This window comes from Corynebacterium sp. HMSC11D10 (assembly GCF_001806995.1).
Classification (GTDB): domain Bacteria; phylum Actinomycetota; class Actinomycetes; order Mycobacteriales; family Mycobacteriaceae; genus Corynebacterium; species Corynebacterium coyleae.
The window spans coordinates 1-25406 of the sequence record NZ_KV787018.1 but is presented as its reverse complement, the minus strand read 5'-3'; the positions used below and the strand labels follow the sequence as shown (position 1 = coordinate 25406).

Annotated in this window: 9 protein-coding genes; 8 read left to right on the top strand and 1 reads right to left on the bottom strand. The window is 60.2% G+C overall.

Annotated features, from left to right (window positions below; translation table 11 throughout):
* Positions 1 to 112 precede the first annotated feature (112 nt).
* The 8 genes from HMPREF3120_RS00460 (at position 113) to HMPREF3120_RS00425 (ending at position 25195) form a co-directional block, all read left to right on the top strand.
* Entirely contained in the window at positions 113 to 2980 is a 2868-nt protein-coding gene (locus HMPREF3120_RS00460; protein WP_070449715.1) for a DEAD/DEAH box helicase, read from the top strand.
* Between the two features lie 2 nt (positions 2981 to 2982).
* Positions 2983 to 7551 carry a DNA methyltransferase gene (locus HMPREF3120_RS00455; RefSeq protein ID WP_070449712.1) on the top strand — a complete coding sequence of 1523 codons (4569 nt, stop codon included), beginning with the start codon at positions 2983 to 2985 and terminating at the stop codon, positions 7549 to 7551.
* 159 nt (positions 7552 to 7710) lie between these two features.
* Positions 7711 to 8823: an ABC-three component system protein gene (locus tag HMPREF3120_RS00450; protein ID WP_070449708.1), complete on the top strand. Its 1113-nt coding sequence runs from the start codon at positions 7711 to 7713 to the stop codon at positions 8821 to 8823.
* Positions 8816 to 9301: an ABC-three component system middle component 2 gene (locus HMPREF3120_RS00445; RefSeq protein WP_070449704.1), complete on the top strand. Its 486-nt coding sequence runs from the start codon at positions 8816 to 8818 to the stop codon at positions 9299 to 9301. Before HMPREF3120_RS00450 ends, HMPREF3120_RS00445 begins: the two co-directional genes overlap by 8 nt.
* Positions 9289 to 11133 (top strand): AAA family ATPase, encoded by a 1845-nt coding sequence (locus HMPREF3120_RS00440; RefSeq protein WP_141739318.1) that lies wholly within the window; start codon positions 9289 to 9291, stop codon positions 11131 to 11133. Before HMPREF3120_RS00445 ends, HMPREF3120_RS00440 begins: the two co-directional genes overlap by 13 nt.
* Positions 11134 to 11212: 79 nt before the next feature.
* Positions 11213 to 17533, top strand: coding sequence for a DEAD/DEAH box helicase (locus tag HMPREF3120_RS00435; protein ID WP_070449699.1), 6321 nt, complete (start codon positions 11213 to 11215; stop codon positions 17531 to 17533).
* 5 nt (positions 17534 to 17538) lie between these two features.
* A complete protein-coding gene (locus tag HMPREF3120_RS00430; RefSeq protein ID WP_070449696.1) occupies positions 17539 to 19923 on the top strand; it encodes a 3'-5' exonuclease in 2385 nt (794 codons plus the stop codon).
* 196 nt (positions 19924 to 20119) lie between these two features.
* Positions 20120 to 25195 (top strand): AAA domain-containing protein, encoded by a 5076-nt coding sequence (locus HMPREF3120_RS00425; protein WP_141739317.1) that lies wholly within the window; start codon positions 20120 to 20122, stop codon positions 25193 to 25195.
* A 9-nt stretch (positions 25196 to 25204) separates the two neighbouring features.
* On the opposite strand, the gene HMPREF3120_RS12240 is transcribed toward HMPREF3120_RS00425, so the two are convergent.
* Positions 25205 to 25406, bottom strand: a 202-nt coding sequence (locus tag HMPREF3120_RS12240) for a hypothetical protein (RefSeq protein ID WP_210384481.1), incomplete at its 5' end; no start/stop codon positions are given.

Here is a 25406-nt window from a genome sequence, read left to right as displayed (position 1 = left end):
TCCGGTCTATAGACCAGTGCTTTATCAGGGAGAAATGAGGCCGCGCACTGTTATCGAACGCCTGCACGCCTAACCGGCCCGTGTATCGCGCGGGCCGTATACGCTGCTACGTATGTCTTCGCCCGCACAGGACGCCACACAATCTCAACGCAATGCGCACACCTTCGCCCCCGGCCTCATGGTCAAAGTCCGCGACGAGTTATGGCTGATCACGAGCGTGACGCAGTCCGTGGACGGGTACCTGCTCAAGGTCCGCGGCCTATCGGATTACGTGCGCGACACCACGGCGAGCTTCTACACCGCGCTCGACGACGTGGAGGTGTTCGATCCCGCCAAGGTAGAGGTCGTCGCCGACCACTCCCCCGGTTACCGCACGACGCGCCTGTGGCTCGAGACCACGCTGCGTCAGACGCCGGTACCGCTGTATCAGGAACGCCTGTCGGTGGCGGAGGGCATGCTGATGGATCCGTTGGACTATCAGCTTTCTGCGGTGCGCAAGGCGCTTAGCGACGACAACTTGCGCCCCCGTGTCCTCATCGCCGATGCCGTGGGTCTGGGTAAGACTCTGGAGATCGGCATGATCCTCGCGGAGCTGATCCGCCGCGGGCGTGGCGAGCGCATTCTCGTGGTCACGCCGAAGCACATCATGGAGCAGTTCCAGCAGGAGATGTGGTCGCGTTTTGCTATCCCGCTGGTCAGGTTGGATTCGGCGGGAATTCAGCGGGTACAGCGCATCCTGCCGGCGAGTAGGAATCCGTTCACGTATTTCCCGCGCGTGATCGTCTCGATGGACACGCTCAAGAGCGGCAAGTATCGCGCGATGTTGGAGAAGGTGCGTTGGGATGCGGTGGTGATCGACGAGATCCATAACGCCACCAACGTGGGCACGCAGAACAACGAGCTCGCTCGCACGCTCGCGCCGACGACGGAGGCGCTCCTGCTGGCCTCGGCAACACCGCACAATGGTGACCCGGAGAGTTTCAAGGAGATCCTGCGTCTGCTGGATCCGACCTCCGTGATGCCCGACGGCACGATCGACGCCGAGGCCGTCTCCCGTCTTCTCATCCGTCGCCACCGTCATAGCGACGAGGTGGCCAGTGTGGTTGGCGAGAAATGGGCAGAGCGCAAGGATCCGATCAACGTGCCCGTGGAGGCGTCCGCCGAAGAAAATGCCGTGGCAGCCGAGCTCGATGCGACCTGGATCCAGGCGAAGCAGAACCCGGCGAAGGATCGCCTGTTCCCGTGGACGTTGGTCAAGGCGTTCCTCTCCTCCCCTGCCGCGCTGGGCGAGACGATTGAGAACCGCATCAAGCGCATCCCCGAGTCGGACACGAACCAGCGCCAGGCGCTCGAACGTCTCAAAGCACTCAACGCGAAGATCACGCGTCAGAACTCCAACAAGTACGCCGCGCTGGTGAACTACCTGCAGGACACCGGCGTGGGCAAGGGCAAGAAGACCCGCGCGGTGGTGTTCTCCGAGCGTGTGGCCACGCTGCATTGGCTCAAGGAGAATCTGACCAAGGACTTAAAGATGCCAGCTGGCGCCGTGGAGGTCATGCACGGTGGGCTGTCGGATGAGGAGCAGATGCGGCTTGTCGACGAATTCAAGCGCACCGATTCCAAACTCCGCATCCTGGTCACGGGTGACGTGGCGTCGGAGGGCGTGAACCTGCACACGCTGTGCCACAACCTGGTGCATTACGACATTCCGTGGTCGCTGATCCGCATCCAGCAGCGCAACGGCCGCGTAGACCGCTACGGCCAGACCGAACCGCCACAAATCGCAGCGCTCCTGCTGGATACGAAGCAGGGCGGCTACGTGGGCGAATTGCACGTGCTGTCCAAGTTGATCAATCGTGAGAACGAGGCGCATGCGTTGCTTGGCGACGTCGGCTCGCTCATCGGCAAGCATTCCATCTCCGGCGAGGAGGACGAGATCCGCCGGGTGATCCAGAACCAGGTGCAGTTCGATGACGTTGTGAAGACGCCGGACCAGATCGCCAGCGCGCAGGCGCAGACCGAGGCCGACCTCATCGACTTCTGGATGTCGGGCTTCGAGCCGGAGATTGACGACGAACCCGCTGCTACCGCCCCGGCGACCACCGCTACTCCGACCGATAACCAAGGCCTCTACCCCTCCGAGATCGCGTACCTGGAGGACGCGTTGAACGAGGCATTCCACGCCGCCCCGGAGAAGTCGCTTGCAGCAGGCGGCGTGCAGTTCCAGCTCCACCCCAACGGCGTAGCCGAGCTCGAGCCGCCAGAGGACCTGCGCCGACGCTTGGAAGTGCTGCCACAGGATTATCTTGCGGATCGCAAGGTGCGTGAGCACTTCCAGCTGGCCACTAACCACGCGGTGGGTGACGAGATCCTCCGCAAGGCCCGCACCGGCGACGACGGATCCACCTGGCCCAAGGCCCACTTCTTGGGTCCCCTGCACCCGGTGACGGACTGGGCGGCGGACCGCGCGCTGGCGTCGCTTTCCGCAGGGCAGATCACCGCTATCGAGGGCAGCGTGTCCATGCCGACTGTCCTGCTTATGGCCACACTGACCAATAAACGCGGCCAGGTGGTCTCCCGGGCCTTCGTCACCGTTGCCGGCGGCATGCTTCCGCAGACCATTGAGGACCCCATCGAGTGGCTCCGCAGCATTGGGCTGACCGAAAACGCCATTAACCCGGGCACGCTTAGCCTGCCGGAGGACACACAAGACCTCGTCGCCCAGTCGGTCCGGGCCGCGAGCGACCAGCTTCAGCCGATGATGGCCGCCGCCCGCAGACATGCGCACGAGCGCATCGACTATTGGATTGACCGCGCCGACCGCTGGCAGCACGCCAAGGACGACAGCCAACTCGTCTTGCGCGCCGGGCGTCCAGAGAAGCTGATCCAGGAAGAGAAGTCGCTCATCACCTCTCTCGAACCGGACCGCGAACTCGTCCGCCCCCTCGTCCTTGTCTTACCCCAGAACCAGGAGCGCTAACCATGGCTACCTACGACTCAATCATCAATGTCGACGAGTGGATCAGCGACCACTACTTCACCACCGATGAAACCAAAGGTGAGTCCTTTACTAAACGTGTGAAGGCCCGCACGAAGGAGTGGGCGGCGCTGGAGAAGGAGACCGGCACCCTCTCCCCCATCAAGCGTCTCCAGCAGCACCGTGGAGAGCTGCAGACCGCCTTTGCCACCGAGACTGACCGAGATACGACCGTCCGTCTCATCCACCAGGCCTTCGGCTACGGAAACCCAACCGAGCAGCACTACACCCGCGCCGGGGACACATTCCACTACACCGGCTGGCTGGGCAACGCCGGCACCCTCGCCGTCATCGCAGCGGACGAGCCGGCGGAGACCGAGGACGACCTCACCTCGCTGCCTGTCACCGCCGCTCAACAGGGCAAGGACCCGCAGACCACTAAGGTGTCCAAACTCGTTGGTGATCTGTTCTTGGGGGCTGAGCCACCGGAGTTCGTCGTCACGCTTGCTGGCCCCTGGGTCATGCTCGCAGAGCGCGAGTCTTGGCCGCTGGGCCGTTACCTGGCCATCAATCTGCAGCTCGTTGCCGAGCGCAACGACACGAAGAAGGCCGGCGAGCTCGAGCGCGTCGCCGTCATCCTGGCGCGGGAAAACCTGGAGCGCGCCGCCGACGGCACCACGTGGTGGGCAAAGACCCGCGAGGAATCCCAGCAGCACGCGGTGAAGGTCTCCGGCGACCTGCGAGATGCAGTACGCGAATCCATCGAGATCATCGGCAACGACGTGCTGGATCGCCGCCGCGAGCAACACCTGCCCATCGATGGCGTGGACGGCAACGAGTTGGCGCATCAGTCCCTGCGCTACCTCTACCGCATCCTGTTCCTGTTGTTCGCAGAGGCTTCCCCGGAACTGGCGATCTTGCCCACGGGCACGCCGGAGTACGTCGACGGCTACGGCCTGGACCGTCTGCGCGATCAGATCCTCACTCCCCCGGTGACCGACAAGGCCCGCCGCGGCACGCACCTTTACGACTCGCTGCAGCTGCTATTCACGCAAGTCAACGAGGGCCACGACCCGCTCGACTCCCCCGCCGCCGACCGGGACGCGCAAAACGGGGGCCTGATCTTCCGCAACCTCGAGGCCGACCTGTTCAAGCGCGAGGCAACCTCGCTTATCGACGAAGTCAAGCTCTCCAACGAAGCCCTCACCCACGTCCTGCAGAACCTGCTCCTGTCCAAGGTCTCTGCCGGCAGGGACCGCGGGTTCATCTCCTACGCCACCCTCGGCGTGACCGAACTCGGCCAGGTCTACGAGGGCCTGATGTCCTACCACGGCTTCATCGCCCAAGAAAACCTCTACGAGGTGGCACCAAAAGGTGACGCCTCCAAGGGCTCCTGGGTCCTACCCACCCACGCCGCCGACACGGTTCCGCAAGACAGCTTCGTCATGGAGACGAAACAGATGGAGGAAGGCGGTACCGCGAAAACTCGCCGCCTGCACCCGACCGGCTCCTTCGTGTTCCGCCAGTCCAGCCGCGACCGTGAACGTTCCGCTTCCTTCTACACCCCGCAGGTGCTCACAGAGTTCACCGTCGGCCAGGCAATCGAGGTGCTGCAGGAGGAAGGCCGCATCCAGACCGCTGACGACGTACTCAGCCTGACGATTTGCGAGCCCGCCATGGGCTCCGGCGCCTTCGCCGTGGAGGCCGTGCGCCAGCTGGCGGAGCTCTACCTCAAGCTGCGTGAAGACGAACTCGACCAGCAGGTTGAGCCCGAGCAGCGAACTGTCGAACTGCAAAAGATCAAGGCGCACATCGCCCTGCACCAGGTGTACGGCGTGGACTTAAACCCCACCGCGGTGGAACTTGCAGAGATCTCTCTGTGGCTGGACACCATGACCAGCCAACTCAAGGCACCGTGGTTCGGCCTGCACCTGCGCCGCGGCAACTCGCTCATCGGTGCGCTGCGCTCTACGTACTCCACTGCGCAGCTAAAGAAGCGCGAGTGGCTCAAAGCCGTGCCACGTCGAGAACCGGTGCGAAACCTCGCCGATGCTATCGACGCCGGCGAGACCCGCGACGCCACCGCCGCCGGCCGCATCCACCAGTTCCTCCTCCCGTCTGCCACCTGGGGCGCGGCCGCCGACGCGAAGGACCTGAAGGCTCTTGCTGCCGACGAGATCAAGGCCATGAAGACGTGGAAGAAGTCCGTCACCGGCAAGGCGCCCACCAAGGAACAGGCGAAAAAACTGACCAACCTCGCAGCACGCGTGGAATCCCTGTGGGCCATCACGCTGTCCAAGATGCGTATCGCGGAGGAGCAGATCCGCCGCGACATCGACATCTGGGGCCGCGACACCGAACACACCGCCAAGAACGTGCGCCGTGAACAGATCGAACGCGAGCTGCTCCACGACACAGAAGGTGCCTACCTGCGTCTCCGCCTGATCATGGACGCGTGGAACGCGCTGACGTTCTGGCCGCTCACCGCTATCGATGAGCTGCCGGATCTCGACGAGTGGCTTGCAACGCTTACCGACGTCATCGGCGTAGACACCACCGCCCGCGACGCCAATCAGATCCGCCTGGCCAGCGCCACTAACTGGGACGAGCTGGTCCAACTCGAGCGCACTGAGATCGGGTTGTCCGGTGCCCGCGCGATGGGCACTGTGTTCGCGAACCACCCTTGGCTGCGCGTGGTGCAGTCCGTCGCTGCCGACCAGGGCTTCTTCCACTGGGACCTGGACTTCGCGGCAGTGTTTGCCCGCGGTGGCTTCGACCTGCAGGTGGGTAACCCGCCGTGGGTGCGGCCCACCGTTGACCTGGACGCGCTCTATTCGGAATCGGATGCATGGTTTTCCCTTGCCCACAAACCGACGCAGGCTGAAAAGAATGCGCGCCGGGAACAGTGGAACGACGATCAACCAACCCGCGAGGTTGTGTACCGCGGTTTGGCCGAGGCGTTGGCAACGTCAGCAGTTCTTGGTGACGTCACCCGGTACCCTCACCTGTCAGGTCAGCAACCGGATCTCTACCGAGGATTCATGGAGCGGACGTGGGCGAACGTGTCAGAGGATGGGATCACTTCCCTCATCCACCCTGAGTCTCACTTCACCGAGAAGAAGGCCGCTCCCCTGCGCCGAGGTGCGTACCTACGGCTGCGCCGCCACTGGCAATTCATCAATGAGCTGGTGCTTTTCGACATTGACCACCACAACTCCTACGGTGTCCACACATACGGGCCGCAGCAAGATCGTCCCGCATTCGATCATGCGGCCTCGTTGTATCATCCCTCCACAGTCCAAGAGTCTCTCTCACACAGTGGGGCTGGAAGTCTGCCTGGTCTCAAGGATGACAACGGTAACTGGGATCTTCGACCTCACCGTGACCGCATCCAGACAATCGACCAGGAGGCTTTAGGGGTATGGCACTCGATCCTTGAGGATAAAGCGGTGCCTGCTATCGAGTCCCGAATGATTTACACGGTAAATACCGAAGCCGCAGCGGTCCTCGAGAAACTGGCTGCGGCTCCGCGTATCCGTGAACTTGATCTGCAGTTTTCGTCAGGATGGCATGAGTCGGGAGCTAAAAAGGCTGGATACTTTGACACGGGCTGGGCGCACCCCGAGTCATGGAGCGACGTGATCCTCCAAGGGCCGCATCTTGGTGTCTCAACCCCCATGATCAAGCAGCCCAACCCAACTCTGAAGCACAATCAGGATTGGTCTGAGGTTGATCTCGAGACCATGTCCGCCGACTTCATTCCTGCGACGGCCTACCAACCTGACCGTGATGCACAACCGACCTACGACTCTGATTATCCCAAGCTCCGGCTCGGCGATGACGCGAGATCAGCGAAAGCGCTTGTTCGAGTTGCGTGGCGTGAGATGGCGGCAACGACCGGCTATCGCACTCTCTATCCAGCTTTGATTCCTCCAGGCGCTGCACACGTACACGCGGTGAACTCTTGTGCTGCGGAGTCCAACGATCAGACAGCATTCGCCGGCACAGTGTTGAGCTCTCTACTCGCTGACTATGTTGTTCGCTCCGCTGGATCCGCACATATCCCGAATGCGATTATTCGGACGATTCCTCTTCCCGCTGATATCCCGTTGATGGAGAAGGCACGGGATCGGTACCTCCGACTCAATTGCCTCACCGAGGCGTATGCGCCACTGTGGGAGGAGGTTATGGGGGAGCCTTGGGACGTCGATAAGCCTTTGCGTAAGGAGGAGGAGCGGCGTGCTGCGCAGGTGGAGATTGATGCGATTGTGGCGTTGTCGTTGGGTGTGACGGCGGATGAGTTGTGCATGATTTATCGGACGCAGTTTCCGGTGATGCGGCGTTATGAACAGGAGGATCGGTTTGATGCGAATGGTCGGAAGGTTCCGAAGCATGTGATGAAGTTGCAGGTGAAGTTGCGCGACGGTGAGGAGTTGTCGGTGGCGGATCGGACGTGGGTGCATCCGCAGTCGGGTGCGGAGTACGTCTATGAGTATCCGTTTAGGCAGTTGGATCGGGAGGCGGATATGCGGGAGGCGTATGCGCGGTTTGAGGGGATGGTGGAACAGCGATGATTCCGCGCATTGGGGCCGAAGCAGGTCTGAGAGCGGAAGCGTTTGCGGAGGGTTTCGCAGACTGTCTTGCTGGTTGCTTCGAGAAGTGGAATTTCCCGCATCAATCGAACGCTATGGATAAACTGACTTTTCAAACTACTTTGAAGGATAAATGGGTGTATGAGGAACAGGTCGGAGCCGGATTCTAATAGTTCTCCAATTATTTTGAAGGATATTCAACCTCCAGAAAATGTGAATGTCCCCGTGGTTGTTGGCGAGCTACCGAATCTGACACCCGCGCAACGGGTATCGCTCTATTCGCCAAATGAGTGGGAGGACTTCGTTTACGAATGGGTAACTGAGCTTCGATACCACTATGAGCAGGTCAAATCTCTGGGTGGACCGGGAGATGGTGGCATCGACATCGCAGCCTTTAATACGGTCGAAGGCTTCGAAGCTGGATGGGACTGCTACCAGGCAAAGCATTACGAGAAGCAGCTAACGCCTTCCGATGCTTTTCCGGAAATGATGAAAATCTTCAGATTTGGGCTGCGGAAGCACGGCACGCTCCCTAATATTTACTACTTCGTCGCCCCTAAAGGATGCGGAGGCAAGCTTAACCGCTTGATCAGCACACCGAGCGAATTTAAAGAATGGTTCCTGGGAGAAATCGATTCGAGGGCCGCTGGCTACAACGGTTACTCGCAGGAGGAAATCGACAACATCCGGGAGCTAGCTGAGGCAACTGAGTTCACTATTTTTCGTTCATTGGAGTTAGCGGACATGGTCAGAGCTCATAGTGAAACGCGATACCATTTCGCTCGTTTTGGAGGACAGCTTCCAGCTCGGACGATAGTGGAAAATACCCCTGACCTGCCGACGATCCACGAAACTCGATACATAGAGAAGCTAGTAGACATCTATGCGGAGCTGGATCCAGAATCCTGCACGGATGTTGCATCGGTTACTCTGCATAATAGATATGGACCCCACCTTCAAAGACAACGCGAATCCTTTTACGCAGCAGAATCTCTGCGGTTGTACGCCAGAGACGCGGTGCCTGAAGGGACATATGAGTACCTGTTAGAGGACATCTACTTTGGAGTCATCGACACAGCCGAAGCTGATTACGAAACAGGGATGGAACGGCTTCGCGCCGTTTTGGCTCAGTCTGGGAGACTAGACCTCGGGTCACACAGTTTGATAAGAAGATCAAACAACAGAGATCGGCAGGGTTGTTGTCAGCAGCTTGCAAACGCTGACCGACTAACTTGGGTAAGTCACGATGGATAAGGTATTCAACGGTCCGCTTGAAGTAGGATTGCGTGTTCTGGTGATTTTGGGCGAGGCATTCCCCTCCACACTCGACGTCAGCAGATTAGTTATTTATGATCACATCATTTTGCATAGTGATGACTTCGGCGGTCCTGCAAGTTTGGTGCCGCCATTGCCGATTCGCGTAGGAGAGTTAGGGCCGAAGCGACAGCGGATTAAGGGTGGTCTGCAACTTCTGATTCGAGCAGATTTAGTCTCGGTGGGCCTGAGTAGAAGCGGTATTGAATACGGTGCGACGGATCGAGCTGAGCCGTTTCTGAAATTGCTCGAGAGTCCCTATACCCAGAAGCTTCGTGACCGAGCAAGTTGGGCTAGACAAAAAGTCGACCTATCGGAGGAGGAAAATCTTCGACGGCAAATGGGGCAGATTTCTGACCACTGGGTTGAAGAGTTTGAGCTATACGAGACGTGGGGTGAAACTCCGTGGAACGTCTAAAACTGACGCACCTTTCTTTTGTTGGAACCGATCAAGAGACGATATCGGTCGAGTTTAGCCCGACTGTTACCGTAATTCATGGACCGTCAAACACAGGAAAATCTTTCATTCTTGACGCGATAAACTTCGTCCTTGGCAAAGAAAGTTTAGATGTTCTGTCTGAACTATCAGATGACTCCACTGTGTTACTAGGAATTAGATCCAGCAATGGGGAGGAGCTCACACTCGCCAGGCAAGTCAACGAGAGTTCGATCGGCGTATATTTTCGAGCCTGCGATTCACTTCCAGAGGACGATCCCGATCTAACAATCTCCCGCAGGCACAATAGCGATAGCTCGCGGAATGTTTCGATGTTCTTGCTCGAAAAGATTGGGCTCAGCGGCAAGTTAATCCGGAAGAATAAGCACGGTGCGACCCACTCGCTCAGTTTCCGCGATTTGTTGAGGGTCTGCCTTGTGACCGAGACGGCGATGCAGTCAAAGCTACGACCCGGCACTACAAAAAATCCAGGAACCCAAACCAAAGAGCTGTCTGTCATTCGACTTCTGTTAACCGGTGAGGATGATTCGGATCTAACCGAGACTGAGACACCGCACGAGCGGCGCCGAACTCGCCGAGCACAGTTAGAGGTTTTAGAGAAACTACGATCGCAACTCGAGGCTCAGGTTGAACTGAACGACGAGCCCTCCGAACTCGAAGATCAAATCAGAAGGTTGGATGCCAGGACTAGGGATATCGCATCCGCGGTCGGCAGCTTGGTAGCACAGCGTGAAGAGAAATTGGTTGCTCGCATGGCCATCGAGCGTTCGATTGGGGAATTGCAGAGCAATTATCTTGAAGTGAAGCCGCTTCTTGAGCGCTTCCGACTGCTTCTTCAACAGTATGACAGTGATCTCGAACGGCTTCGCGCGATTAGGGAGGCCGGAAATCCTCTGGGGTTGTTCCAGCAAGGAACGTGCGTGTTCTGTGGTGCCGCTCCTTCTGACCAGCACCTAGAGATTGAATGCGACGGTGACTCAACCGGATTCGAACAATCAGTGTTAGGTGAACTCACGAGGACTCAGCGGTTGAGAGATGACCTACTACCGACAATTCGGAACTTGAAGCGGCAGGTTGAACACCTCGATGCGCAAATTCAGGCCCTTACAGAGCAATACTCTCAAATGGGTGAAGCGATTAAGCTCTTCGACAACGAGCTGGCCCCCAGCAGATCTAATCTGGATAAAATACTGCAAGAACGGGCTGAGTACGAGAGACGGCTGGGATCGGCCAAACAGCTGCAGAACGTGGAAGAGCTTATCCAACAGGTTGCAAACGAGCCTTCAAATCGAGATGTGGACCAACAGCCCAGCTTAGATTCGTTTATCGCCCGTTCGTATTCAAAGTCATTATCGAACTGTCTTAAACGATGGGGCTTTCCGAACGCAGAATCCGTCCGGTACGAGCCAGACAGTATGGATATCTATGCAGATGGCCAAAGTAGAGCGGCTCACGGAAAAGGGGTCCGTGCCATTCTTCACGCTGCGTTCACTCTTACTCTCGCCCAATACTGCTTCGATCAGTCACTTCCTCACCCGGGCTTCGTGATTCTCGACTCACCGATACTTGCGTACCGGCCTCCGGATACCACTAACCGAGACGCGAAAGAACCACCGTCAGAAATGATCGATGGCTTTTACCACGATATTCAAACCAGCTTTGGATGCCAGATCATCGTGTTAGAAAACATATCGCCGATATCTCCGCTCAATGACGCATCCAGAAGTATTCGGTTCACTAAGAATCCAAGCATGGGTAGGTATGGACTTTTTAGCGCCAACCAAGACGATTAACTGACCAACAGCACTGTGACTCACCAACGGTTGGTGTCAACAGGGTTTGAAGCTTAAGAATGGAGATAGTCTCAACCCCGTGTCCACCCTCATTCCCGTCCACGCATCCGAACATGTCCTTGGCGGTGTCTCCGAGTACCTGGCCACCGCGTTTTCGCTTGCGAACCCGGAGACGTCCAACGCACTGAAAGCGTTCTTGGAAGACACGGAACGCGGCATGTTCCACGGGCCGTACGTGCGGGTGCGGCTCCCCTACGCGCGTGCGATTGGGTGGGACGGGATCCTGGACTGGACGCCGTCGTGGTTCACGCCGTATCACCACCAGGTGCAAGCTTTCCGCAGGTTACGTAGCCGGGATGAGCACGGGGATCGCCGTCCGGATCCAACGCTGGTGATCACAGGTACCGGCTCGGGCAAGACTGAGTCCTTCCTCTATCCCGTGCTGGATCACGCGGCGCGTGCCCGGGCTGAGGGCCACACCGGTGTGAAAGCGCTGCTGCTGTACCCGATGAACGCGCTCGCGAACGACCAGGCGGATCGCCTGGCTAAACTGATCGCTAATGAGCCTGCGCTGGCGGGTGTCACGGCCGGTATCTACACCGGTGAGGCCAAGGGCAGCGTGAAGAAGGTGACGGAGCACTCGCTGATCAACGATCCGAGCGAGATGCGCCTAAACCCGCCGGACATCCTGCTCACCAACTACAAGATGCTGGATCAGTTACTGCTTCGCCCGGAAGACCGGGAGATCTGGAGCAAGTCCGCGACATCGCTGCAGTACCTGGTGTTGGACGAGTTTCACACGTACGACGGCGCGCAGGGCACCGATGTCGCACTGCTGCTGCGCCGCCTCGGGTTGATGCTCAAGGAGTACCAACCGGAGGGGTTCCTCGGCGAGTACGCGTCGAACCCGTTGGGACGGGTTACGCCAGTGGCGACGTCGGCAACGCTGGGTGGGGATGACGACCGATCGAAGGTACTCGAGTTCGCGGGCATGATCTTCGGTGAAACGTTCACGCCGGAAGCGATGGTGAGCGAGAAGACGCTCACGTACACCGAGTGGACCGAGGAGATCACGCAGACCTTCGGAAGCCATGACACTCCCCTGCCACCGGATATCGATGAGTTGCGCGGGATTGTGGACGCGGTCGCCAACGACACCTCTGGACGCGACCACGCGGACGTGGTGCTGGACATCTTCCGCACACAGTTGTGGGGCGTGGATGCGGGCGCGGACCTCGAGACCACCATCGCGGCGTACGCGGTGCATCCAATCACACAGGCATTGCTGGAAGGCGATGGCAAACCCAAGCCCCTGATCAAGCGCGAAGGCGAAAACACAAAGACTCTCTCGGAGGCGATGTTCGACCCGATCGTGCGGCGCAGTTTGGGCGAGGACACCGCGCGGGAGTTCGTCACTCACCTGCTCACAGCCGTAGCGCACCTGCGTGCGCTCGCCGGTGAGGCGTACGGGTTTGGCGGCAAACGCCTGCCCGGTGTGGAGACACACCTGTGGGTGCGCGAGGTCTCCCGCATCGAGCGCGCCGTCACGCCGACCGAGGACGGCCAGGTGTTCCGGTTCGCGGACGACGGCCGCATCGGCATCGAGGATTCCGCGGTGTGGCTGCCCGCCATTTACTGCCGCGAGTGCGGTCGCGCCGGGTGGATGACCGCGCTTGAGCCGGGTACCGATGCTGTGGTGCTGGATGGTGCGGCGATCAGGAAGGCGAGCGTCGATAAGCCTGAGCTCCCGCGGCCACTTATCGATGCCACGAACGAGTACCGGCGCGCCGTCGCCGAAGGCATGGAACCGGGCGCGTTTGATGGCGAGAACGGCAAGCGTGCGCTGATGTGGTTCCACACGTCCACGCGCACGCTGAGCACCAGCGAGCCGAGCGACGAGGATCGTGCGGAGGGACGCTCGGTGCCCGTGCTCACGTACTCGGGCCTGAACGCGGCGGATTATGCGCGTGAGCAGGTGTGTCCGAACTGCGGGGAGCCAGACGCGGTGCGCTACATCGGTTCGCGTGTGGCAACGCTGCTCTCTGTGGGGCTGTCCAATCTCTTCGGCATGCCGCAGCTGGCGCAAGAGGAAAAGAAGACGCTCGTGTTCGCGGACTCGGTGCAGGACGCAGCGCACCGGGCCGGGTTCGTGCAGTCGCGGTCGAGGGCGTTCGGGATTCGTACGCTGATGCGCAGCGTCGTCGGAGACGACGACGTCGCGATCGCCCAGATGGCGCTGCGGATCCTGGAGCGTGCGGACGCTTCCGAGTATCCGCTGCGCGCGCGCTTCGAGCTGCTGCCGCCGGAGATCACGGAAGCACCCACGTTCGTGCCGTTCTGGGCCAAGGACGCGGACGAGAACGCCCGGCGCGAGGCCACCCGTGCGGTGCTGCAGCGTCTCGAGTTGGACGCCGCGCTGGAGTTCGGGCAGCGCGCGCACCTGCCGCGTTCGCTAGCGTCCACGGGTGCGCTCACGCCGTCGGTAACGGTGGATGACGCAGTGCTGCTGGAGGCGGCTGGTGAGGCGTTGAAGAGCATTGACGACGGGTTGTTCGACGTTGTCGATGCGAGCGCAGACGAGGTGCAGCTGCGGTGGATGCGCGGGCTTTTGGAGCAGGTGCGTGACCGCGGCGGCGTCTACACGTCGATGTTTAAGAGCTACCTGCAGGACGACGCGAACTCGTGGCGCTTGCACAACCGCTACGCCAAGGCGCGGGGCATGCGACGCTTCCCCAAGGGTGGTGCGCCGGAGTTCCCGCGTTCCGGCCCGGCGGTGGATGACAAAGACCGCGGACTCACCCCGCTCGGCAGTCCGCGCGGGCGCTACGCCCGGTGGACGTCGAAGGTACTGGGGATCTCTACGCACGACGCGGCACTGGTGCTCACCAACGTATTCCGGGAGTTGGCGAACCGGGACGCGCTGATGGCGATTTCCACCGACACCGGCGGCACCATCTACGCCATCCCGCCGGAGCGCGTGGTGGTGCGGTGTGAGGACGAGCCGGCGCTGTTGCAGTGTGAGGTGTGTAATGCACCGCTGGGCGTGGATAAGCATGCGCTTTCGCTTCTTCGTGGCATGCCGTGCCCGACCCCTGGCTGCCCCGGCGCGCTGGGGGTGGAGCGAATTGAGGAGAGTTACTACTCGCGGCTGTATTCGTCCACTACCCCGCGTGCGATTGTTGCGCGCGAACACACCGGGTTGATCCCGAAGGAGGAGCGTCTCGCGCTGGAGCGCGCCTTCCGTGGCGGCGAGGCGACCCACGACCCGAGTGCGCCGAACGTGCTGGTGGCAACGCCGACGTTGGAGATGGGTATCGATATCGGCGACCTCTCCACGGTGATGCTCGCGTCTCTACCGCGGTCGGTGTCCTCGTACGTGCAGCGCGTGGGGCGCGCCGGGCGACTGACCGGCAACTCGCTGGTGCTCGCGTTCGTGCAGGGGCGAGGGATTACGCTGCCGAAGCTGAACCAGCCGCTGTCCGTGATCGACGGTTCGGTGGTGCCACCGGCGGCGTTCCTCTCCGCGACAGAGATCCTGCGCCGCCAGACCACCGCCTACCTGGTGGACACGCTCGACTTCAACGCGTACGGGTTCGAGGTGGCTAAGGCGCGCGACGTGTTCAGCCTCCGCAAAGAGTCGCTTTTGGACGTGCTTGCGGACGAGGTCGCTCAAGGCGTGAACTCCCGGGTGGAGGCGTTCCTCGCCACCGTCGCAGGCTCCGTGGACGATGCCACCGTTGAAGGTGTGCGCGCGTGGGCGTGCGGGCAGGGGCCCGATTCACTTACCGGCCACATGCAACGCACCCGCACGCTGTGGGACTCGGAGGTTAAGGAGTTCACCGCCCGCCAGGAGATCCTGCGCACCCGCCTGAACGAGCTGGACGCGAAGGCGGACCCGAACGCGGGGACCGAGAATGCCGACCCGGACCTAGAGCGTGAGAAGCGCAGCACCAAGGCAGCATTCCGGCGTGTGTCGCGTGACTTGGGCGAATTGCTTCTGGACGACTACTGGATCTCCGCTATGGAGCGCTACGGCCTGCTGCCCAACTTCACGCTGCTTGACGACGCCGTGGAGCTCGCCGTCGTGGTCTCCCAGCTCAACCCGTCCACCATGCAGATCGACCCGGAGACGTTCGAGCTCTCCCGCGGCATCTCCTCCGCGCTGACGGAGCTCGCGCCGGGCAACACGTTCTACGCCCGCGGCATCGCCGCCACTATCGACGCGGTCGAGGTGGGCATGAGCGGCGCGGACATCGAGCAGTGGCGCCTGTGCCCCGCCTGTTCCTACGGCGAGCGTGTGGACTCCTCTCGCAATCCTGCTGCCTGCCCGGAGTGTGGTGCAGGCGCGTTCGCGGACAAGGGCCAGGTGCTGGACACGGTGCGCATGCGTCGCGTCTCTGCAGAGGTGGACAAGACGCGCGCGACTATCGACGACTCCCGCGACGACCGCCACGAATTGCGCTACCACACCACCTTGAGCTTCTCCGTGCCTGAGGGCGGGCACGGGGGACGTTGGTTCCTCTCCCAGGGATTCGGCGCGGAGTACCTGCGATACGTGAACTTGAGCTGGTTCAACCTGGGCCGCGGCCCTGCGACGAAAAAGATGCTCGCGGACCACGAGATCGACGCGCCACTGTTCACCGTGTGCAACTACTGCGGCCACCTGGATTCGCAAAAGGGCGAGAACTCGAAGTGGGACCACCGCCCCTGGTGCCCGAAACGCACCGCGCGCGAGGAAGAGTCGGTCACGGTTGCGCTGAACCGCACCCTGCAAACCCAAGGCGTGCTGCTGCACGTGCCGGTGCAGCTCACCGCGGGCGATAACGCCACCATCCCGAGTCTTACCGCCGCGGTGAAGCTCGGGTTCAAGGAGGTGCTCGGCGGTGACCCGGACCACCTCAGCGTGGAGACGGTGCGCGTACCCGACGGGCGCGGCACCACCGTCGAGGCGTTGCTCATGCACGACAACGTCCCCGGTGGCACCGGGTACCTCTCCCAGTTCGCCTCGCCCGAGGATGTGCGAAAGCTCATGGAGCACGCTTTTAGGGCTGTGCGTGATTGCGCGTGTAAGGACGACGACCGCCTCGCCTGTCCTGACTGCCTGCTGCCGTACACGCGCTGGCAGCTCATCGACGTCACCTCCCGCGCCGCCGCCGAGCGCGCCCTGCGTTCCATCCTGACCAACCAGGACCACCCCTCGCCCGACGAAGACCCGCTGAAGGCAACGTGGGAGCCGCAGGCCAAGGCGCCGAAGCTGGACCAGGCGTCCGATCTGGAGGTGCGCTTCCGCGAGAAGATCCGTAAAGGTCTGGAGGCGCGCAACGCCACGGTGAAGGACATCCCGAACGCCGGTGGCGTGGAGTGGCTGGTCACGTTCCCGAACGGCGAGGAGTGGTCGATGCGGGAGCAGCTGAACAGGGGCTACACCACGCCTGACTTCACCTTCTCCCCCAGGCGGCGTCGCGACGTGCGCGACGTGGCCGTGTACACCGACGGCGCGGCGTATCACTTCGCGGCGGCGAACTACCGCTTCCCCGGGGACATCGATAAGCGCAACCGTCTGCACTACGAGGACAAGCAGGTGTTGCCGTGGAGCGTGACCGACGCCGGCCTGAAGTGGTTCGACGAGGAGGTCGCGCGCACCGCGGGCGACCCAGCCTGGATCACTGAGGAAGGTGAGGCACTGGCTCGAAGCCTCGAGCCGGTTGACGACGCCGCCATGAAGTTCATGAAGGCCTCCCCCGTCACCCAGCTGCTCACCTACCTCGCGGAACCGGACCGCGCGTCCTACGCTGTGCTGGACCAGGCCCTCATCGCGTTGCTGCGCGGCTTCGCCCGTCCCAGCCGCACTGAACATGGCGTGCGGTTGACGCTGCGCAATGAGATCCACATCGACATCGCCCCCGTCGGCGCCACGATGCTGCCGCGCCGCCTTTCGGTCGATGCGGAAACCCCCGGCTCGATCACGGAGGAGAATTGGCGCGACTTTCTCCGCTTGGCCAACATCATCTGGCTCGCCAATAATGCCGTCACGGTTGAGGTTGGGGAAGGCGGCGGACAGGAGGTCGTCGATAAGCAAGAAGCTCCGAGTGCCGTTGAAGCGGCAGTGTCCGAGCTGTGGGCGGAGGCGATCGAGGAGTTCGAAGACGAGCCGGAGGTCGCTACGGCCCTGCGCACGCTCGCGGAGGCAGGTGCGGCCGAGACCGAGGAAATCGGCGAGGAACTCCTCGGCCTGCCCACCGCGGTGACCTGGGTCGAACACCAGATCGCGCTCATGTTGGACGAGGAAGGCGCCGACGCCGACACCGAAACCAAACTGCGCAACGAGGGCTGGACCCTGCTCTACCCCGGTAGCCTGAACCCGCAAACAATCCCGGCCGCACTGCTGGGCAAGGAGTGACAACCATGGTGACGTTCAGCCTCTACGGCGGCCTCAAACTCGACGGCGCCCTGATGAAACCGACGATGAACTTCCTCCAGAAGCTCTCGGCGGACCCAACCAACCCGTCGTTGAAGATCAAGACGCTGTCCAACGCCGTGGACAAGCGCGTGCGCACCGGCCGCATCAACGACCAGTTCCGCGCTGTTTTGTTCGAGATCAAGGACGAAGAAACACACCACTTCGTGCTTGTGGACGTCGACTCTCACGACGAAGGCAACCTCAAAGCCGAACGCCTCGACCCCGCCACCCTGCGCCTCGAAGTCAACCCCATCAACGGCATCACCACCCTGATCAAAGAAACCCCCGAGCAGGCCGTTTCCGAATCCCAAGCCAAAGCCGAGGCCGCCGCGCAGGCAGCGCAGGAGTTGGCGGAGAAGCAGGCGGCTGATGAGGGCTCCGGTGTGGTTGCGGAGGTCGTCGATACGCACACCGCTGTTCCGCGCGAAGCGCTTTCTGGCTACACCCCGCAGCAGCTCTGGGACGAGCTGGGCATCGACCCGGCGCTGACCACGCGCGCGCAGGAGTTGGACACCGAGGCCGAGTTGGACGCGTTGCTTGCAGACCGCCCCAAGTGGGAGCACGAAGCCATGCTCGCCCTGGTTGCTGGCTACGACATCGAGCAAACCCGCGAGGCGCTTGACCTGGAGAAAGTCTCCTCCGAGGACGTCGCCGCACCGGAGGACACCCGCCTGCTCGCTGGCTTGCGCAAAGCAGCCGCCGGGCTGGAATTCGCCTACGTCGAGGACGTGGAGACCGAATCGCTGCGCGCCGTCATCGAGTCCGGCTCCTTCAACCAGTGGCGCGTGTACATCCACCCGGAGCAGCGCCGTATGGCTGAAGGCGCACGCAATGGCTCATCCCGTGTCTTTGGCGGCGCCGGCACCGGCAAGACCGTCGTCGCTGTGCACCGCACGAACAACCTCGCACGCCGCAAAGTGGCCAACCAGGTACCCGGCGACACCCCGCCAGCGATCCTTCTGACCACCTTCACCAAAGGCCTCGCCCACGGGTTGAAGTCGCAGCTCAACGCGCTGAACGCGTCGTACCCCGAAGCGGGCGAGCCCGGTGAGCCCGGCGTCTGGGTAGACAACATCGACGCCGTCGTCCGCAAAGCCGTATCCCTGGGAACCCCGGAGGAAGTCGCGGAAGCCACCCAGCGCGTGCTTGGGGATTCCGTCTCACACGTCCGCCCCTACACCGACCTCGCCGCCCGCAACGTGTGGGACGCCTCCATCGAAAGCACCGACGAGGCCATGCCACGCGAGATAGCTAACGACACCTTCCTCCAAGCCGAATACGAAACCGTCGTCCTGGCGAACAGGATCACGACCCAGGCTGAGTATCTGAAAGTCGCCCGCACCGGCCGCGGCACCCCGCTGAACCGCAAGCAGCGCAAACAGGTCTGGGCGGTGCTCGAATCCGTCATGCACACCCAAGCCATCGACGGCCAACTCTTCTGGCCCACCATGTCCGCCGTCGGCGCCGAGATCCTCAACGTTCGCCGCGAGCGCGGTGGTGAGGCCATGTTCGAGCACGTCATTGTCGACGAAGCCCAGGACTTCAACGCCGGCCACTGGCACTTCCTCCGCGCCTGCGTCGCGCCGGGACCGAACGACATCTTCATCGCCGAAGACTCCCACCAGCGCATCTACGGCAACCCGCTGACCCTGTCCCACTTCGGCATCTCCACCCGCGGGCGCGCCTCCACCCGGTTGACCCTGAACTATCGCACCACCAAGCAGAACCTCGACTACGCCCTGCGCATCCTGCTGGGTGGCGACACCGCGTTTATCGACGCCGAAGGCGCCGAGGACCACGTCGAGCACTACCGCTCCGCGCGTACCGGCCCAGCCCCCGAGATCCTGTCCTGCACCTCGGAGGAACAGGAGTTCGCCGCGGCCGCCGAGTGCATCAACCGCTGGCTCGCCGCTGCGGAGGGTGGTGCTGGCGCTGCTGGCGGTGCTGGCGCTGCTGGCGGCAAGGCACAGGAAGTCCGCATCGGCGTCATGTGCCGCACCCGCGGCCAACTCTCCCGAGTGGTTGCTGGGCTCGCCGCCCACGGCATCGACGCCGTCCAAACCAAAAACGCCGAACTGGCCTCCCACGAGCAGGTCAGCGTGATGACCATGCACGGCGCCAAAGGCCTGGAATTCACCCACGTCATCCTCATGGGCGTAGGCAAGGACATCATGCCGGTGCGCTACCGCCTGAAGCACCTCTCCGAAGCTGACGCCCGCGCCGCTCTGCAGCGCGAGCGCTCGCTTTTGTACGTCGCTGCGTCCCGTGCCCGCGACGAACTGGTGATCACCACTGTTGGGGATCGTTCGGAGTTGCTGCCGGAGGGGTAAGGCAGACGAAGAGGTTCCAGACATGCGGTCACTGCATGGTCTCGACTTTGAGACACGGTTTTGGCCGAGCTGGGGTGCAGCGCAAGGTACTTTTGTAGTCGAAGTGTTTGGATAACGCTGTAAATAAATGGCAGCTTGAGTTTTCGGCGGAATAGTGAACAACCTAGCGGACAAAGCATCCCGACTTTTTCAGTACTTGGCGGACCTGCAAGCGCGGGGCGATAAGGTCGTCAAAAAAAACAACCAATATGGCGATGAGAGTCAATGGTTGACGTTGCAAAGTCTTCGCGAAATTGCGAGCACAACTCCGCTCAAGGTTTCCTTTAACTCCTCATTGTTCGGAGACGAGCACGAGGAAAATAATGCTGACAGTGAAGCGGATGACTTTCTCATCCGCGTTGAGCGCCCATCTCCGCCACGAGCGTTGACGCTCCCAGAGGAGCTCCAAGAGATTATCCAAGGCCACACTGATAACCCTGCGAAACGGCCTGAGCTAGACCTGTCAACGGTTGCTGAAGGCGTGCGTTCGCCTGAGCTGCAAACCAAAGCAGAGGCATGGCTATTGAAGTGGGACGACTGGGCCGCTGCGGCTCGAGCGCTCCACACCTACCAAGATTTCTTCGAAATGCAGGTGAAAGCCAACCAGCAGTCGGATGAATATGAACTCGTATTCGGCGCTGGTTGGCTCTCATGGGCACTGGAGGCGAAAGACGCAATTGACCGTCCCATCTTCATGCTCAACACCGAAATCAGCATGGATAAGAGCACGGGTGACATCGTCATTCGTGAGACAGGTGACCCGATTCGTGCTGAATTGGATGTGCTCTCGGCGAGTCACATGGATGACGGCCGGTTCGTAGAAGACCTCAAGGCGTTCCTTGAGCAATACGAAGGCCAGCTAACTGATGCCGATGATTTCGAGGAGCTGGCTCAGTACACCGTTAATGGTTTGAGCACCGAGGCAAGGTATGAAGAGGCGCGTGAGCCGGTAAAAAGTGATGGCCGCGCAGTGCTCTCGTGGGCACCGATCATTCTGCTGCGACCACGACAGCGTGTTGGATTGTCCTCAACCTTCAGGCTTATTTCACAGCTCGTTGAGGAACAAGGCAACATTCCGGCCGGCTTGCGTCCGCTTGTGGATCCTGGATTTGAAGCTGAGGTCGTTCCGTCCGGTAAGCCCGGGGCGATGTTCCACATCGGTGGTGATCTTTACAGTCCGCTACCGCTCAATGAAAAGCAGAAGCGTGTACTAGAACACGTCGACTCACATGCGCACACCATTGTTCAAGGACCACCCGGTACCGGTAAGACGCATATGGCAGCCGCGCTTCTGTCGCATCTGCTTGCGCAAGGAAAACGTGTGCTTGTCACCGCGGCGAAAGAACGGGCGCTGTATGAACTTCGAGACAAGCTTCCAGCAGAGATCCGCGAATTAGCCGTTTCTGTGATTGGTTCGTCGTCTCAGGAAATGGCGGAACTCCGCACTGCTATTGAGACGATTCAGCGGCAGTCCTCGAGTTTCGATGAGCGTGACGCTGCCCGCAGGATTGCTTCTCTTGAACGAGAGCTGGATTTATTGCGGGAGAAGCGCACTCGGGTGCTGAGGGATTGGGCTGCTCAACTCGAAGCCGAACAACGTCTGTTCAATATTGAGGGCTACGAGATGCCTCTCCCCCAAGTGATCCAGAAAGTAGAGCGGGACCGGGAGGAATACAGCTGGATTGAGGAAGTGGGCTATATCGATCCGACCAGGAACTTCCCGCTCGATGTAGACCAGGTCAATCAGTTGTTGGAATACCTGGATGATCCCGCGTTCGCCTCACGCGAGCCGTATACCGGTGCGGCGGTTTTGGATCCAGCACGTTTTGTCTCTTCAACCGAACTGCTTAAAGCCATCAACGAACTCGAAGAGGCGGAGCGTCAAAATGCGTCTGCGCACTCTGCAGTTGATCCAGTTTTCTTGAAATCTTGGGAGGCACTCTCCCCGGCTGATCGCAAACTTGTAGAGAGCACCGTGACCGAGGTTGCCGCTTTACGAGGAACAATTGAAACGTTTCCAAGTACCTGGTTTGAGGCTGTGTCGCCGGAAACGAACCGCCATGATTTCGAGACCTGGGAAACAAATACCCGTAGTGTTCTCGAGTCGTTTGAGCCGTTGAGTGAAGCGCTGCAACTGTTGGATGACATCCAACGGATCTCGGTTGACCAGGAGTTTGATGCTTATGTTCCGCAGGCACAGAGCATTCAGCAGTATCTGCGCTCAGGGAAGACGCTGAATGTCCGACCTGATGGGACTGTGAAACCGTCCTTGTTTGGCGGCGGTGCCGTGAAGGCAGCAATGTCTTTCCTCGAAGGCGTACGTATCAATGGATTGCCACCAACTACTCCGGAATTGGTGGAGAAATACCTGACGTATGTATCTACTGTGTGGGAACTGCAGTCGATGCAGAAGCTGTGGCCATTGGCGGACCTCGACTTATCTGAACCAGCTCGGTCTGCCCGTGCATTCCGTGATGATGTTAAGAACTTCAGCAAGTACCTTGAGACGGTTCGGCGCATCACGAGTGATGTGGCAACGCTCAATCAACGCGGCTTTGACGTCAGTTTCGCCGGTATCGGGTCCTTGGGGTCACAGCTTGCTGGGCTTAAGCGTATCGACGAGACCATCCGGGCAGTGGCCGACGCGGAGCGCATGTTTAATCAGACAAGTGGGCTAAACACGATCCGCCAGTACAGGGGTCCCCGTCACGCGTGGATTGAGAAAACGGAAGCAGCAATTCTCGGCCGTGATATCAGTGCGTATGAAGATGCCATTGCAGGCGGGCTCGAATTTCATCGGTTGGGTCTCGAGCGCCAACGATTCCTTGACATGCTGAGCTCGCTGCGTGAGTGGTCAAAGGGGCTCGCCGATAACGTTGAGGATCCATCTAAACGGGGAGTTTGGGGGCCTCGACTCCGAGACGCCAAGGCAGCGCGCAACTGGTTGCTTGCCTGTCAACGGGTTGAATCTTCGACAGCCCAGCAGCGATTGGATACTCAAGACGAGCTGGAACATATCGACAGAGAGGTTCACGAAGCGCTTTCTGCACTCGCAGCAGACCGAGCATGGTCTGAAGCAGCGGGAAGCTCCCGCATCGATGGAGAGATGCGTGCGACGATGCAGGCCTACGTTCAGGCCGTCCGGAGGCTCGGCAAGGGAACCGGGAAGTACGCCGACGAAACACGTCGCCATGTACGGCGTCACTTGGACCGAGCACGCGAAGCAGTCCCAGTCTGGATCATGCCGATTTACAAGGTCATCGAGCAATTTGAACTGAAGCAAAACATGTTCGATGTTGTCATTATCGATGAGGCATCCCAGGCAGGGATGGAATCCATTTTCCTTCAATACCTCGCACCCAAGGTTGTGGTGATCGGTGATGACAAGCAGGTGTCTCCGGATGCTGTCGGCGTGCAAGTAGACGAACTACAGAAGATCGCACGCCAGTATCTTTACGATTTTGACGCCGTCGATGCATGGGTGGACCCGAAGCGTTCACTCTTTGACGATGCCAACATGCGCTATGGAGGCCGGATCGCACTCGAGGAACACCGTAGGTGTGTTCCAGAGATCATCGAGTTCTCGAACGAACTCGTATATCGCCCGAACAATATTGAACTGAAGCCGGTGCGAGAACCCGTAAGCGATCGGTTGGCACCATTCCGTATCACACGCACACCTAATGCGTTTCAGTCCGATAAGGGGAAGGTGAATCGCGTAGAAGCAGATGTCCTCGTCGATCGCCTGCTCACGGTGCTGGAAGACCCGAACTACGACGGCAAGTCTATCGGAGTCATTTCGCTCCTTAGTTCGTCCGGACAAGCAGACTACATCCAAAACCGGCTACTTACTGCAGTGCCTCCACACATTTGGGAAGAGCGTGACCTTAAAGTCGGTGATCCCGCTGAGTTTCAAGGCGCGGAAAGAGACGTTGTCTTCCTGAGCATGGTTGCTGCGATACCTCAACAAGGGTCTTTGGGAGTGTTGACTCAGCCGCAGCACGAACAGCGTTACAACGTTGCGGTCAGTCGCGCGAAGGATCAAGTGTGGCTATTTCACTCGATCGGTATCGAGGACATTTCGAACCATGATTGCATGCGTTACAAACTCCTTGAGTACGCATATCGGGTTGCGGAAGCATCACCTGAGAAACGCATTTCTCAATTGGTTTCGTGGGATGACCGGGTAGAACCGTTTGATTCCCTATTTGAACAGCGCGTGTACAACGAACTTGTGCGCCGGGGATACTTTGTTATCCCGCAGTTTGATGCGTTCGGTCGTCGGATCGATCTGGTGGTTCAGGGCCAAGGCGGCCGGCTCGCCGTGGAGTGTGATGGCGACTTCTGGCACAGCGAAGAGCACGCAATCGCGGACCAGTCACGTCAACGCGAGCTTGAGCGACTCGGATGGACTTTTGTTCGTCTCTTCGAGTCTGACTTCTATCTGGACCCCCAAGAGCAGATTCAACGCATCGTCGATAGAGCGGAAGAGCTCGGAATTGAGCCTGGGTATGTCGAAGGGGCGGATCTCGCGACCACAACGAGCATTGAGGTTGTGGAATCTCTCACGGAGTTAACCGAGAATGTGATCGAACCGGAGCCAATGGCACCGGATCCAGTGACAGTCGTACCTCCCGCGCCTCTACTGCAGGATGACAACACGAATGAGGTCCCAGCGGAGGCAACTGCGCCTGAGAAACTTGAGGTAAGTGCTCCACCGGTTACTCTCCTTGAGGTGTCGCAGGCTCTCGAGGAGTATGTCGAATTCACTGGGTCAACCGCTTCGGTTTACGAATACGGAGCCGCAATGATCGACCAAGGAATCACAGAAATCATTGAGGTGGAGGGGCCGATCCCGGAGGAATTATTGTTCCAACGCTACGTAAAAGCTTCAGGCGGCCAGAAGGTGCGTAGCACCGCGCGTTCAGTGCTGGGGGCAGGTCTCAAGCGGCTCATTAAACGGCAGATAGTCCTCAAAGTCACCGGTTCCGAGCGCATTTACAAGATGCCGGGTCAGCCCGATGTACGCCCACGGACCAGAGGCTCAAGAGACGCTTATCAAATTTCAGATGCCGAATGGGCAGCACATTTGCGGGCGGTGATGGCGGAGAAGAGATTCACAACCGAGGAGGAGCTTTTCCGTGCAGCACGCAGTCGGGTTGGTTTCGGACGTTCTTCGCGCAAAATGACAGATCACATAGCAAGGATTTTCGACGAGATGGGAAACAGCTAGGCAGACGGGCTACAGCACCGGCGGTTCAGCTGAGCCGACCGCTGCCTCAACGACATCAGCGGCTTCAGCCGACACCTGGGCGAGGCTCTCACCCTCCGGTGATAGCGAGTTTGAATCTGTCTTGATCCACTCACCGAGCGTCATGTTTTGACCTTTCACCTTCCACTGTCCCGGGCCTGCCGTTTCCGTGTAGTTGGTAGGGGCAATCCGC